The sequence below is a fragment of the Neptunomonas sp. XY-337 genome, assembly GCF_004959845.1.
GTDB lineage: Bacteria > Pseudomonadota > Gammaproteobacteria > Pseudomonadales > Balneatricaceae > Neptunomonas > Neptunomonas marina.
Window position 1 is genome coordinate 115,310 of record NZ_SPLL01000005.1, and the last position, 15,060, is coordinate 130,369.

The window sequence follows — 15,060 nt, forward strand, 5'->3', positions numbered from 1 at the left end:
GCTATGTCAGTAATCCAGAGCAAAGTGAACACACGCGCCGAAGACTACCTCGCTCGCCAAGAGTTGATGGAGCAAGCAGTAAAAGATCTGCGTGAAAAAGTCGGCGTTATTGAACAAGGCGGTGGCCCTTCATATCAAGAGCGTCACACCTCACGCGGCAAACTTCTCCCTCGGGACCGCATCAATACGCTGATCGACCCAGGCTCAGCATTTTTGGAGCTGTCGCAGATGGCAGCATATAAAGTCTACGAAGACGTTATTCCAGCTGCCGGTATTATCACCGGTATCGGCCGCGTATCCGGCCAAGAGTGCATGATCATCGCGAATGATGCGACGGTAAAAGGCGGTACCTACTACCCGCTTACGGTTAAAAAACACCTCCGTGCGCAAGAGATCGCTGAGCAAAACCACCTGCCATGTATCTACTTGGTGGACTCTGGCGGTGCCAACTTGCCACAGCAAGATGACGTTTTCCCAGATCGCGACCATTTCGGGCGCATCTTCTTTAACCAAGCGCGCATGTCATCGAAAGGTATTCCGCAGATCGCCGTTGTTATGGGCCTCTGTACAGCTGGTGGCGCCTATGTTCCAGCTATGGCTGATGAGTCAATCATCGTTCGTAACCAAGGCACTATCTTCTTGGCAGGCCCACCGCTGGTGAAAGCCGCAACCGGTGAAGTGGTATCCGCGGAGGACCTAGGGGGTGCCGATGTACACTGTAAGGTCTCGGGTGTTGCTGACCACTACGCAGAGAACGATCAACACGCACTGCAAATTGCGCGTACGGTTGTATCCAACCTAAACCGCAAAAAGCCACTTGATCTGGATGTTAAAGCACCGCAAGCGCCGCGATACCCGGCAGACGAGCTATACGGCATCGTGGGTACGGACTTGAAAAAGCCGTTTGATGTACGCGAAGTGATTGCACGTATCGTTGATGACTCTCAGTTTGATGAGTTCAAAAAGAACTACGGTACAACTCTGGTTACTGGCTTTGCGCATATCTACGGTTACCCAGTTGGCATCATTGCCAACAACGGCATTCTGTTTAGTGAGTCTGCTCAAAAAGGCGCGCACTTTATCGAGTTATGCTGCCAACGCAAAATTCCATTACTGTTCCTGCAAAACATTACCGGTTTCATGGTAGGCCAGAAGTACGAATCTGAGGGGATCGCCAAGCACGGTGCCAAACTAGTGACAGCGGTTGCTTGTGCTGAAGTTCCAAAGCTTACCGTCCTGATTGGCGGCTCCTTTGGTGCGGGTAACTACGGCATGTGTGGCCGTGCTTACAGCCCTAACTTCTTGTGGATGTGGCCCAATGCGCGAATCTCAGTAATGGGCGGCGAGCAAGCAGCAGGCGTAATGGCAACGGTAACTCGCGACGGTAAAGAGCGTCGCGGCGAGAGCTGGAGCGAAGCAGAGGAAGCGGAGTTCAAACAGCCGATCATCGATACCTACGAGCATCAGGGCCACCCTTACTACGCATCAGCTCGCCTCTGGGATGATGGTGTTATTGATCCTGCCCAGACACGTGAAGTGATCGGTATGGGCTTGTCGGCTGCACTGAACAAACCTGTTGGCGAAACACGCTTCGGCGTCTTCCGTATGTAAGGAGCACGAAAATGACTGATACAACTCGTGTTCTGTTAGAGGTCGATGATCAGGGGATTGCGCAGCTAACCCTGAATCGCCCTGAGGTACACAACGCCTTTGATGATGATGTTATCAACCAGTTGATCTCATGCTTAAAAGAGGTGTCTGACAGTACCGCAGTGCGTGCCTTGATCTTACGCTCTAACGGTAAGAACTTCTCCGCAGGCGCCGACCTTGCTTGGATGAAGCGGATGGCGCAAAACTCTCATCAAGAGAACCTCGAAGACGCAGGGCGCCTTGCCGAGCTGATGGAGCGTTTAAATAGCTTAAACAAACCAACCATTGGTCTTGTTCAGGGCGCCGCTTATGGCGGAGCGGTTGGGCTTGCTGCCTGCTGCGATATTGTGATCGCCTCAGCGGAGGCTCAATTCTGCTTGAGCGAGGTAAAAATTGGCCTAATTCCAGCGGTAATCAGCCCCTATGTCGTACGCGCGATAGGTGAGCGTCAATCACGCCGTTATTTCCTGACCGCAGAACCTTTCTCTGCAGAGCAAGCATGTGACTTCGGTTTGGTACATGAGGTCGTGGCAACATCCGAACTGCTAAGCGATGCGGCTGCTCGCTTCACCAAGCAGCTGCGAAAAAACAGCCCACAAGGGATGCACGCAGCCAAGGAGTTGATCTTTGCCGTCAGTAGCAAGGTGATCAACCCAGCAGTGATCGATGACACAGCCCAGCGTATTGCGGATATCCGCGTCAGTGCCGAAGGCCAAGAGGGCTTAAGCGCCTTTCTTGAGAAACGCAAACCGAACTGGATTCAGGAGTAAGTCACCATGTTCAGCAAGATTCTAATTGCAAACCGTGGCGAGATCGCTTGCCGCGTGATTCAAACAGCACACCGCATGGGTATTCGTTGTGTTGCCGTCTACTCCGAAGCCGATCGTAATGCCCGCCATGTGGCGATGGCTGACGAAGCCTTTCTTTTAGGCCCAGCACCGAGCAGCGAGAGCTATCTGCGCGCAGACCGTATTATCGAAATCTGCAAAGAGTCCGGTGCACAAGCCGTGCATCCAGGTTACGGCTTCTTATCAGAGAACACTGAGTTCGCTGAAGCGTTAGCCGCTAACGGCATCACGTTTATCGGCCCACCAGCATCCGCAATCGCAGCCATGGGCTCAAAGTCTGCGGCTAAAGCGATCATGGAGAAAGCTAACGTACCTTTGGTACCGGGTTATCACGGTGATGATCAATCGCCTGAGCTACTCAAAGCCGAAGCTGAAAAGTGTGGTTTCCCGCTATTGCTCAAAGCGATCGCCGGTGGCGGTGGTAAGGGTATGCGTGTTGTTAACGGCCTTGATGAGTTTGATGCAGCGCTATCAGCTGCTCAGCGCGAAGCACAAAACGCGTTTGGTAACCCAGACATGTTGATCGAGCGCTACCTGACGAAACCACGTCATGTGGAGATCCAAGTATTCTGTGACTCACAGGGTAACGGTGTTTATCTTGCAGAGCGTGACTGCTCGGTACAGCGCCGCCACCAGAAAGTGATCGAAGAAGCACCCGCACCTGGTCTTTCAGAAGAGACGCGTGTTGCGATGGGTGAAGCAGCCGTTGCTGCGGCAAAAGCGATCGACTATGTGGGCGCAGGTACCGTTGAGTTTCTATATGACGAAGATGGCTCTTTCTACTTCATGGAGATGAATACTCGTCTTCAAGTAGAACACCCTGTCACTGAAATGATCACCGGCCAAGACCTCGTTGAGTGGCAGTTACGCATCGCTGACGGTGAAGCTCTGCCACTGCAACAAGCGCAGATCAAGATCCGCGGCCATGCCTTGGAAGCGCGTATTTACGCTGAAGATCCAGACAACGACTTCCTGCCTGTTACAGGCAACTTGCGCTACCTTCGCACACCAGACGAGAACGCTCACGTGCGTGTCGATACCGGTGTTATTGAAGGTGATGAGGTTAGTGTGTACTACGACCCAATGATCGCCAAACTGATCGTCTGGGACGAAAACCGTGAGCAAGCGCTAAACCGCTTAGTGCATGCCCTTGAGTCCTACCGTATTGGCGGCATGACCACAAACATTCGCTTCTTGCGTCAAGTCGCTGATAGCCAGCCTTTCCGTCAGGAGGAGCTGGATACAGGCTTTATCGATAAGCACAGTGACCTGCTGTTCAAGCGTGGCAACGCGGATATTCAGAGCCAGCTCGCACTAGCAACCTGCTTTGCACTGGAAAACGAGCGCTCTGATAACCTAGTGAAAGGCGATCCTTACTCTCCTTTCAACAAACAAAACAGCTGGCGCCTAAACGCGACATACGCACGCCCAATGACATGGGTTGTTGGCGATGAGACTCACCAAGTGAGCATCATCGAAGAGAATGATTGCTACGAGATCACCGTGGATGATGCCACGTTTAAAGTCTCGGCAACACTCAACGACGATCATCTACATGCCGTTGTTAACGGACACCGTATCAGCGTACACGGTTTCATGAACGACACTGAGCTAACCCTGTTCCGCGAAGGCGATCAGTTCAAAGCAACGCAGTTCCGCCCAACCTTCGACGATAATGAAGGCGCAGCTGGCGGATCGTTAACCGCTCCAATGAACGGCGCTATTGTTGCCGTGCTGGTTGAAAAAGGCCAAGCGGTGAAAGAAGGCGACGCTCTCGTGATCATGGAAGCGATGAAGATGGAGCACAGCATCAGCGCACCACATGACGGTGTCGTTGAAGATATCTTCTTTGCCGAAGGTGAGCAGGTTGCCGAAGGGGCAGCGCTGGTTGCTGTTAGCAACGAGGAGGACTAATCATGGCCCTGCCAAGTTCAGTACGCATTGTGGAGGTCGGCCCGCGGGATGGTCTCCAGAACGAACCAGGTCCAGTCATCGCTACCGATATCAAGGTCGCGTTGATTAACCGCTTAGCGGCAGCTGGGGTATCCCATATTGAAGCTGCGAGCTTCGTATCACCAAAGTGGGTACCACAGATGGGTGATGCAGCGTCGGTTATGGCCGGTATTACTCGTCATGACGGGGTTGCCTATGCGGCCCTGACACCAAACCTGCGCGGTGTTGAAGGTGCGATTGAAAGTGGCGCCGATGAAGTGGCAATCTTTACCGCAGCCTCCGAGTCATTCACACGCAAGAATATCAACTGCTCGATCGCTGAATCACTGGAGCGCTTTGTTCCAGTGGTTGAAGCGGCTAAGCGTAACAATATCCGTATCCGTGGCTATGTTTCTACTGTTTTGGGTTGCCCCTATGAGGGGGATATAGATCCATCACAAGTAGCGGCTGTCTCCCGCGAGCTGCTCGATATGGGCTGCTATGAGATTTCACTGGGCGATACGATCGGTGTGGGTACGCCCGTGCGCGCACGCAAAATGCTAGCGCGGGTGGCGAACGAAGTGCCAATCAATCAGTTGGCAGCGCACTTTCATGATACCTATGGCCAAGCACTGGCTAACTTGTATGCGGTTTTGCAGGATGGCATCAGTGTCATCGACTCATCCGTAGCGGGCTTAGGCGGCTGTCCATATGCAAGTGGCGCATCCGGCAATGTTGCTAGTGAGGATGTCGTGTATATGCTAGAGGGCCTCGGTATCAAAACGGGGATCGACCTAAAAGAGCTGGCGGCTACCGGCAACTGGATTACCCAGCAGCTTGGCCGCAACAACGGTTCCAAAGTTGGCTTAGCCTTAGGGTGCTCAAGCTAATTAGGTAAACAACAACGCTCTCGCTGAACCAATAAAAATAAACGAAGGACAGCATCATGAGTCAAAACAATATCACCGCTCTGGATCTTCCAATTCCAGAGCAAAGCGACCTTAGCGACGCGCACCAGCGCTATTTTGCCAAGTGCGAAGAAGCTTTGGGCATGATTCCAAATGTGCTCGCAGCCTACAGCCAAAATGAAGCACAACTTGAGGTGTTTTCACGCTTTTACAATGAGTTGATGTTTGGCGAGAGCGAGCTAACCACTCTCGAAAGAGAGATGATCGCAGTGGTCGTTTCTAGCCACAACCACTGCTACTACTGCCTCACTGCACATGGTGCAGCGGTGCGTGAATACTCAGGCGATCCCGTGCTTGGCGAATTGATGGTGATGAACTATCGCGCGGCTGATCTCAGTGAGCGTCATCGCGCCATGCTGGACTTCGCTGCAAAGCTGACCGAAACACCCGACCGCGTTCTAGAGAGCGATCGTCAAGCGTTACGAGATGCAGGGTTCAGTGACCGCGGGATCTGGGATATCGCCAACATTGCAGGTTTCTACAATATGACCAACCGTGTTGCAGCAGCGGTAGAGATGCAACCAAACCCGTCGTATCACGGCAGTAATCGATAACACCTTCTAATAAGAAAGACCTGATAACGAAAAATATTACAGGGATTTGATCATGACAGCTAAATTGCCAAGTTACACCAGTGGAGTATCAGAGAAGCCGTTGATCGGCATGACCATCGGCGACAAGTTTGACGAAATCGCAGCAGCCTACCCAGACAATGATGCACTGATTGTGCGTCACCAAGGGTTGCGCTACAGCTACAAAGAACTACAAACCGCAGTTGATAAAGCCGCGCGTGCTTTCCTTGCCATTGGCGTACAGCCTGGCGACCGTGTGGGTATGTGGTCACCTAACTGTGCCCAATGGACAATTACACAGTTCGCCACGGCTAAAGTAGGCGCCATTTTGGTGAACATCAACCCAGCATACCGTTTACACGAGCTTGAGTACGCGCTTAACCAATCTGAGGCAAAATTCCTCGTTACAGCGGATACCTTCAAAAGCTCCAAGTATACGGAAATGTTGTTCGAGCTTGCGCCGGAGCTAAAAGCTTCAAATGAGGGGGCGCTCAAAGCAATGAAGCTGCCGCACCTAAAAGGCATCGTAAACCTAGCCCAAGAGAAACACTCGGGCATGTGGCGCTGGGATGACTTCTTTGAGATGGGCGCTGAAGTATCCGCCGAAACGCTTCAAGAGATACAGTCCAAGCTGCAGTTTGATGATGCTATCAACATCCAGTACACGTCTGGCACCACAGGCTTCCCGAAAGGCGCGACGCTGTCACACCACAATATCCTGAACAACGGATACTTCGTTGGTGAAAGCATGAACCTAACTGACCAAGACCGCATGGTTATTCCCGTGCCGCTGTATCACTGCTTTGGCATGGTGATGGGAAACCTGGGTTGTATGACGCACGGCGCAACCATGATCTATCCAGATGAAGGCTTCGATCCAACAACCGTGCTGGAAGCGGTCTCGGAAGAGAAAGCAACAGCGTTGTACGGCGTGCCAACGATGTTTATCGCGGAGCTAGATCATCCAGATTTCGAGAAGTTCGATGTTAGCTCATTACGCACCGGCATTATGGCTGGATCGATCTGCCCGGCCGAAGTGATGAAAGCGGTTAATTCACGTCTACACATGGAAGAGGTGCAGATCGCTTATGGCATGACCGAGACCAGCCCGGTATCAACGCAAACCGCAGCGAACGACCCGTTCGATAAGCGTGTCACCACTGTAGGTCGCACCCAACCGCACCTAGAAACGAAAATTGTTGATGCAGCTACCGGCACAGTTGTCCCACGCGGCGAGATTGGTGAGCTTTGTACCCGCGGCTACAGCGTGATGCTGAAGTACTGGAATAACGAAGAAGCCACAACCAAGTCGATCGACTCCGCCGGCTGGATGCACACAGGTGATCTGGCCACGATGGATGAAGAGGGTTACATCCAGATCGTTGGCCGTATCAAGGATATGGTGATCCGTGGTGGCGAAAACGTCTACCCGAAAGAGATCGAAGAGTTCCTGTACACTCACCCATCGATCTCAGATGTTCAAGTCACGGGCGTGCCTGATAAGAAATATGGCGAAGAGCTGATCGCTTGGATCCGCCTTCACCCTGATGCAGAGAACGTATCTGAAGAGCAACTTCGCGAGTTCTGTAAGGGTAAAATTACCCACTTCAAGATCCCACGCTACTTCAAGTTTGTTGACGAGTTCCCAATGACGGTCACAGGCAAAATCCAGAAGTTCAAAATGCGCGAGATTTCGATCGCAGAGCTGGGCTTAGACGACGTTTAAGCCAAAAATAAGGGCCTCACGATGAGGCCCTTTTTCGTTGCAGTTAATACGTTATCGTGACAGGTGGTTAGAGATAATCCCGCAAGATAGGGTTGGCTTGTAGCAGCGGAGCAATCAGCTTCTTATGTTCGTTGATCACACCCATATCATGTCGGTGCTTTAAGCGCTGATCCACTTGGACATTCGCAGGCAGCTGCCAACGCTGGCCCGCTACGTTTTTGAGTGTCTTAGCTAACGCGGGAGAAATTAACAATGTAAAACCCCGGTAGGTTTCCTCGCTGTTTATCCGGCTATTGAGGTAAGGATAATCGGGGCTCACCAATTGAAAGCCACTACCGAACTCAGGAATCAGAAAGTGCTCACTTCGCCAAGCAGGTGTTGCGTAAAAATCCCAGTACTGCTTCGGCACCACAACGTAAACAGCATTACTCCAGTAGGGCTGCGACGGCACATTGGAGAGGTACTCAACGTACCAGTCGCGGCTGTGGTAGTAGATACCGCTGAACAGGTTATTGGGTTTACGGCGCTCAACTCGGCCCTGCTCCCAAGCTTGCCAAAGTGGTTCAATTTGGGTGAGCAACGCGATGTTGTTGTAGACAGGAAACATCACATGATCGATGCTCAACACCTGCTCAGATAGAGCACTACGCGGCCACAAGGCAGCGAAAAGTAATACAAGCGTGAGTAATTGGGGTGAGAGAGAACGCATATTAAACCTCCATTTCAAGCGCTAAACGACTCGTGTACTTACCAAGTGACGATGTCCGATCTGTTATCTCGCGAAATAAAAATAAAGAGAAAAACCATGAACTATCTTATTTTAGGGCTGATCGGGTTAGCATTTGTGCTAATCGTGCTGGAAGATGTGATCCATCTTAATAAAGCAAAATCAACGCTATTTATCGGCACACTGGTGTGGATACTAGCGTTTATCTTTCCTCAAGGACATATCCACGAGATCAAAGAGGGGCTGAACGAACAGCTACTCGAGATCGCTACATTGTGGCTCTTCTTGATGGCAGCGATGACCTATGTGGCTTACCTAAACCAAAAGGGGCTCATTACGCAGCTCGTCTATCGACTGCTACCCAATCAATTGAAACTAAGCCAACTCATGATGCTCATTGCACTGTTAGCACTTGGGTTTTCATCGTTGGCCGACAACATCACCGCATCGCTCATTATGCTGTCACTGCTCGCTTCGCTGAATCTTGATAAGCGTACAACGCTCAAGTTCGCGACGCTGATTGTCTTTGCAGTCAACTCAGGCGGGGTATCACTCATTACCGGTGACGTAACAACCTTGATGATCTTTCTAGCCGATAAAGTCACAGTCACCAACCTGTTTATTCTGATTCCACCAGCCGCCTTTGGTGTTGTTATTTTGGTACTTTGCCTGATGCGCGGCTGCAGCGAAGAGGTTACTCTTCCCAAGTTCAAACGTCCCATAGCTCGCTCTGATCAACTGATCGCGGCGCTCTTTCTCGCCACCATTATTAGCACGTTAACTTTTAGTATTCTCTGGCAAGTACCACCGGTACTTACCTTCTTATTTGGCTTATCCGTCATGTTTATCGTGCATCGCTTGATCCACAAAGATGAAGCCAAGCCCAACATCCTCGAATATGTGCGTGATATCGAGTTTGATACGCTCTTATTCTTCCTCGGTGTTTTACTGCTGGTGGGTATGCTGCGTGAGCTCTCGGTATTGGAGCTGCTGCCACAACTTTACACAGTGATGCCAGCATACATCGCCAACTTTATCGTTGGCATTCTCTCCGCACTTGTCGATAACGTACCGCTCACCGCAGCCATCTTGCAGTCGGGCGTAGAGATGACGCTATCTGACTGGCTCGGTCTAACCTATGCCGTCGGCGTGGGAGGATCAATCCTGATCATCGGCTCTGCTGCTGGTGTCATTGCGCTGAGCAAGCTCGAAGTGCTCTCGTTTATCAGCTACCTGCGTTTCATCCACTGGCTGCTTGTCGCCTATAGCGCGGGATATCTCGCCGTATTGGCGATTTCACACACAGTCTACGGCTAACGATCAGTACCGCGCGGGGCTGTGCACCCCGCGCGGAATAAGCGAAGAAGAAAAATCTGATATTTTTACAAAAAGTTATTGATAATTATTTTCATTACCAATAATATTAACTCGCTCGCAAGTCATACAAAGCTTTGCAGTTGCAAACACAGTATGTGCTTCACCTCATCAGTTGATGGGCCCTTCTCTTCAACTGATATTATGGTTCTTGTCATTATAGGGGTTGGCTCTGCCGACCCCTCTTTTTTTATGGCTATTTTCCAACCAGCCATCCCGCCAAAGAAGAATCTCCTGTTTCACGATTCCCAAACAGAACTTTCTAAATTCCAACGGTATCGTTTCACGGTTTCACTCGCTTGACGGCCCTAAAAAACTGCCCTATCTTCGCTTTCAGCTTCACAAGAGCAACAGACGAACCTGCCAAGATAAGCAGGATAAAAATAACAAATTTCCAGTACATGACTGCGATCCAGTCCTGTCGAGGAGTCTAGTCAATGACAACAGCATACCCTATCGCCGACACCGGTCTCACATCCATTCTCCCAGCGTCAGAACTGCAATCAAGCCGCATTACGCCGCGCTGATTTAGTCACTTACGTTTAATCACCTTTAATTACCCGCCAACACCGGCGGTAACGGATCAGTCTATTCTGCACCCGCGTTCGTATTCGCGCGCAAGACCGGTCTGTTCAAGGTTTTGGGAGAATTCCGATGAAAGACGTTACCTTGAATGACAAGTGGGAACTCAACTCTGGCCGTGTCTACCTAAACGGCAGCCAAGCCCTCGCTCGTCTACCTATGCTGCAAAGCCAACTTGATAAAAAGATGGGCCACAATACCGCTGGATTTATCTCAGGCTATCGCGGCTCACCACTGGGTGGCTTCGACAAAACCCTATGGCAAGCGCGTAAATACCTAGAGCAGCACAATATCTATTTCCAGCCCGGCATTAACGAAGACCTTGGCGCCACCGCGGTGTGGGGATCTCAGCAGGTCAACGTATTTGAAGGGGCTAAGTATGATGGTGTCTTTGGTCTCTGGTACGGCAAAGGGCCCGGCGTTGATCGCACCGGCGATGTTTTAAAGCACGCCAACGCGTTCGGGACTTCGCCTTTAGGCGGCGTACTCGCAGTTGCTGGCGATGATCATGCCTGCAAGTCGTCTACCTTGCCGCACCAAAGTGACTACGCCTTTATGGATGCGATGATGCCAGTGCTCTACCCTTCTGGCATTCAAGAGATGCTCGACTTTGGCCTCTATGGCTGGGCGATGTCGCGCTTTACCGGCTGTTGGGTGGGTTTCAAGACACTCGCTGAGCTACTCGACTCCTCCATCTCTGCCGACCTTGATCTGGAGCGTATCCAGATCAACCTGCCAGACCACTTTGAGCTACCCAGCGATGGCGTTAATGCACGCTGGCCAGATAAGCCGATGCAGCAAGAGGCTCGCCTGCATACCTATAAGCTCAAAGCAGCAGAGGCGTTTTGCCGCGCCAACGAGATCGATAAAGTCATCATCAAAAGTGATCAGCCCCGCCTAGGTATCGTTACCACAGGTAAATCCTACCTAGATGTCTTACAAGCACTCGAAGATCTGGGGATAAGCCATCAGCGTGCCAGCGAGCTTGGTATCACCCTTTACAAAGTGGGCATGGTCTGGCCGCTAGAGCCTGAGGGTATTCGTGAGTTTGCGAAAGGTGTTCCTGAACTGCTCTTGGTCGAAGAGAAACGCGGAGTTATCGAAGATCAGATCCGCAGTTACCTTTACACGTGGCAAGATGATATTCGCCCGCGCGTAGTCGGCAAGCTTGATGAGCACGGCCAAGAGCTGCTAACCACACTCGGTGAGCTGACACCCGCAATGATTGCCCGCGCTATTGCTGCGCGTATGGCACCCTTCTATACCAGCGATCAGGTTTCACAACGCTTAGACTTTCTAACTCAGAAAGAAGCAGAGCTGACCCAACCGCGGCAACTCGTGGAACGCACACCGCATTTCTGCTCTGGGTGCCCGCATAACACCTCAACCACGGTGCCCGAAGGCAGTAAAGCACTCGGCGGAATCGGCTGTCACTATATGGCAACATGGATGGACCGCGGCACCGAAACCTTCACACAGATGGGCGGCGAAGGCACAACATGGATTGGCCAAGCGCCATTCACCACTAACAACCATGTTTTCCAAAACCTAGGCGATGGCACCTACTTCCACTCTGGTTTGCTGGCGATTCGTGCAGCGGTTGCCGCCCGTACAAACATCACTTACAAAATTCTTTACAACGACGCCGTTGCGATGACAGGCGGCCAACCGGTTGATGGTCAGTTGACTGTACAGCAAATTACCCACCAGCTGTTTGGTGAGGGCGTCCGCCGTATCGCTTTGGTCAGCGACGAGCCCAACAAGTACCCTAGCCGAGCCGAGTTTGCTGATGGCGTCACATTCCACCACCGAGATGATTTGGATGCCCTGCAGCGTGAGCTGCGTGATACCGCAGGTTGCACAGCTCTAATCTTTGACCAAACTTGCGCTGCCGAAAAACGTCGCCGTCGCAAGCGTGGCCAAATGCCCGACCCTGATAAACGTGTTGTCATCAACAGCGATATCTGTGAAGGCTGCGGCGACTGCGGTATCCAGTCCAACTGTCTATCCGTGTTACCAAAAGAGACCCCACGGGGCCGCAAACGGGAGATCGATCAATCAGCCTGTAACAAAGACTTCAGCTGCGTCCGCGGCTTCTGCCCAAGCTTTGTCACGGTAAAAGGGGCCAAGCTCAAAAAAGCACCGGGGTTGAACCTTGCACCACCCGCAGCACAATTACCGGAGCCCAACGTAGTGCAATGCGACACGCCGTACAACATTTTGCTCACAGGCGTCGGTGGCACAGGGGTTGTGACTGTCAGCGCTTTGCTGGGTATGGCAGCGCATATCGAAGAGAAAGGGGTCGGTGTGCTAGATCAGATTGGCCTTGCACAGAAGTTTGGCGCGGTGATGAGCCATATTCGCATCGCGCCTTCGCAGGATCAGATCCATACCGTACGTATCCCCGCCGGTGAGACAGACTTGTTAGTGGGCTTTGACCTCATGGTCGGCGCCAGCGAAGAGGCTCTAGGTAAGCTCGATCGCCAACGCAGTACTGCAATTATCAACAACCACGAGACGATGCCAGCTGCGTTCACGCGCAACCCAGATCTGCATGTACCCAATGCAGAGATGCAAGCGGTGATCGAAGCCACCGCGCGCTCAGAGGGCAGCTTCTGCTTTGATGCAACCCAACTGGCGACTGATCTAATGGGTGACGGTATGGCAGTTAACCTATTTACCATTGGCTATGCATGGCAGAAAGGCTTGATACCTCTGCAGCGCACCTCAATTGAGGAAGCGATTCGCCTCAACGGAGCATCGGTTAAGGCAAACTTAAAAGCCTTCCTATGGGGGCGTTGCTATGCGCATGATGCCGCGGCTGTAGAAACAATTCTCGACCCGCAAGCGAAACCGCAGCCCCTTCGCATCATGCCCTCACTCGATGAGGTTATCAGCCGCGAATCGGCGCATTTAATCGCCTACCAAAATAGCCAACTGGCTGAGCGATACCGCCAACGCGTCGAAGCACTGCGCAACCATGAAAAATCAACAACAAATCGCAGCCAGATTGCTCAGGCAGTGGCCGAAAACTATGCCCGCGTCCTCGCTTACAAAGATGAGTACGAGGTAGCGCGCTTGCTCACCTCGGACGCTTTTAAAGCACAGCTGGAAAGCCAATTTGAAGGCGACTTTGAACTTGAGTTCAACCTTGCACCGCCGCTGTTGTCGCGCAGTAAGCAGAGCCAGCGCCCCAAGAAGATCACCTTTAGTGAGCGCACCCTGTCGCTCTTTAAAGTACTCGCTAAGTGCAAAAGTGTCCGCGGCACGCCACTGGATATCTTTGGCTGGGGAGCTGATCGCCGTTTAGAGCGCCGCTTTATCAAAGAGTATGAAGCAGATCTTGCGCTGATCACCGAGCACCTCAACTCAGAGAACTACGCTTTGGCTCTACAACTGGCGCAACTGCCAAGCCAAGTGCGCGGCTTTGGCCCGGTGAAAGAGCAGAACTACGAGCAAGCTCAACAGCTGCGGAGCACATTACGTGAACAACTAACGAGCCCTGAAACACCTGCGATGTCATTGGGTTCTCCGGCAGTCTAGCCCGTGAAATGAACAGATTATTGAGGTAATACATGTCTATCTTTAGCCATCCAGAGTTTGACCAACACGAGCAGGTCAACTTTTTTCACGACCAGGAAACGGGCCTAAAAGCCATTATCGCTGTCCATAACTCAAATCGTGGTCCAGCGCTTGGCGGATGCCGCATGTGGCAATACGGCAGCGATGCCGAAGCGCTCACCGATGTGCTGCGCCTATCAAAAGGGATGACCTACAAGTCAGCTCTAGCCAACCTTGACCTTGGCGGCGGTAAATCCGTCATCATCGGTAATCCTCGCGAGCACAAGAGCGAAGCCCTCCTAGAGATGATGGGCCGCGCACTGGAAAGCCTAAGTGGGCGCTATATTGCCGCTGAAGATTCAGGCACGAGCGTACCTGATCTGCAGGTGATGGCGCGCTATACCGACTATGTGGCGGGTATTACGGAGCGAACCGGAATTGACGGTTTACCTTGCAATGGCGACCCCTCCCCCGCGACAGCCTACGGTACATTTGTTGGCCTTAAAGCCGCGGTGGCACATAAGTTTGGCACGCAAGATTTAACGGGTTTGCGCGTGGCTATCCAAGGTGTGGGCAACGTTGGCTTCCGACTGGCAAAACACCTGCACGAAGCAGGTGCCGAGCTCATCGTATCCGACATTTACCCCGCTTTTGTCGAGCGAGCGGTTAATGGCTTGGGAGCAACAGCCGTTGCTGCCGACGCGATTTTGGCGCAAGAGGTTGATGTGGTTGCTCCCTGTGCACTTGGCGCCACGATAAACGATCAGAGCTTAACGCTCATGAAAGCCAAAGTGATTGCTGGCGCAGCGAACAACCAGCTTGAGCACGCAGCACACGATCAACAGGTGCGCGATGCTGGCATCCTGTATGCGCCAGATTTCGCCATCAACGCCGGCGGTATCATCGATATCTTTTACGAGCGCACCGGCCATACGCCCGATAAGGTGCGCACTCACATCGAGACCATTGGTGACACCCTTGCAGAGATCTTTAAGCGCAGTGACGCATCTGGCGAAGGCACCGGCGTTATTGCCAACCGCTTGGCAGAGGAGCGCTTTATCCGATAGCGCTGGTTGCGCCAGCGGGCTATAACGGCGCGCTGAAATCACCACGTTACTTG

General features: G+C 52.2%; 10 protein-coding genes. 9 read left to right on the top strand and 1 reads right to left on the bottom strand.

Translation table 11 applies throughout. The annotated features are described in order from the left end of the window. Positions 1-3: 3 nt before the first annotated feature. From E4L36_RS12400 to E4L36_RS12425, 6 genes are read left to right on the top strand one after another with little or no spacing between them, the layout of a single operon-like run. Positions 4-1,611, top strand: a complete 1,608-nt coding sequence (locus E4L36_RS12400) for a carboxyl transferase domain-containing protein (RefSeq protein WP_127692483.1) — start codon at positions 4-6, stop codon at positions 1,609-1,611. Positions 1,612-1,622: 11 nt separating this feature from the next. Continuing rightward, positions 1,623-2,420, top strand: coding sequence for an enoyl-CoA hydratase/isomerase family protein (locus E4L36_RS12405; RefSeq protein ID WP_136680871.1), 798 nt, complete (start codon positions 1,623-1,625; stop codon positions 2,418-2,420). A 6-nt stretch (positions 2,421-2,426) separates the two neighbouring features. Then, complete coding sequence (locus E4L36_RS12410) at positions 2,427-4,412, top strand: acetyl/propionyl/methylcrotonyl-CoA carboxylase subunit alpha (RefSeq protein ID WP_136680872.1); 1,986 nt, start codon at positions 2,427-2,429, stop codon at positions 4,410-4,412. 2 nt (positions 4,413-4,414) lie between these two features. After that, entirely contained in the window at positions 4,415-5,320 is a 906-nt protein-coding gene (locus E4L36_RS12415) for a hydroxymethylglutaryl-CoA lyase (RefSeq protein ID WP_136680873.1), read from the top strand. 56 nt (positions 5,321-5,376) lie between these two features. Further along, entirely contained in the window at positions 5,377-5,952 is a 576-nt protein-coding gene (locus tag E4L36_RS12420) for a peroxidase-related enzyme (protein WP_136680874.1), read from the top strand. 52 nt (positions 5,953-6,004) lie between these two features. Continuing rightward, positions 6,005-7,696 (top strand): AMP-binding protein, encoded by a 1,692-nt coding sequence (locus E4L36_RS12425; protein WP_136680875.1) that lies wholly within the window; start codon positions 6,005-6,007, stop codon positions 7,694-7,696. A 67-nt stretch (positions 7,697-7,763) separates the two neighbouring features. Here the strand turns inward: E4L36_RS12425 and E4L36_RS12430 are convergent, their stop codons facing one another. Then, the gene (locus tag E4L36_RS12430) at positions 7,764-8,405 is read right to left on the bottom strand and encodes a hypothetical protein (protein ID WP_136680876.1); all 642 of its coding nucleotides are present in this window, start codon (positions 8,403-8,405) and stop codon (positions 7,764-7,766) included. Between the two features lie 96 nt (positions 8,406-8,501). On the opposite strand from E4L36_RS12430, the gene nhaD reads away from it, so the two are divergent. The 3 genes from nhaD (at position 8,502) to E4L36_RS12445 (ending at position 15,007) form a co-directional block, all read left to right on the top strand. Then, positions 8,502-9,740, top strand: a complete 1,239-nt coding sequence (gene nhaD / locus E4L36_RS12435) for a sodium:proton antiporter NhaD (RefSeq protein ID WP_136680877.1) — start codon at positions 8,502-8,504, stop codon at positions 9,738-9,740. Positions 9,741-10,451: 711 nt separating this feature from the next. Beyond that, positions 10,452-13,922, top strand: a complete 3,471-nt coding sequence (locus tag E4L36_RS12440; protein WP_206064549.1) for an indolepyruvate ferredoxin oxidoreductase family protein — start codon at positions 10,452-10,454, stop codon at positions 13,920-13,922. 32 nt (positions 13,923-13,954) lie between these two features. After that, complete coding sequence (locus E4L36_RS12445) at positions 13,955-15,007, top strand: Glu/Leu/Phe/Val dehydrogenase (RefSeq protein ID WP_136680879.1); 1,053 nt, start codon at positions 13,955-13,957, stop codon at positions 15,005-15,007. Positions 15,008-15,060 lie beyond the last annotated feature (53 nt).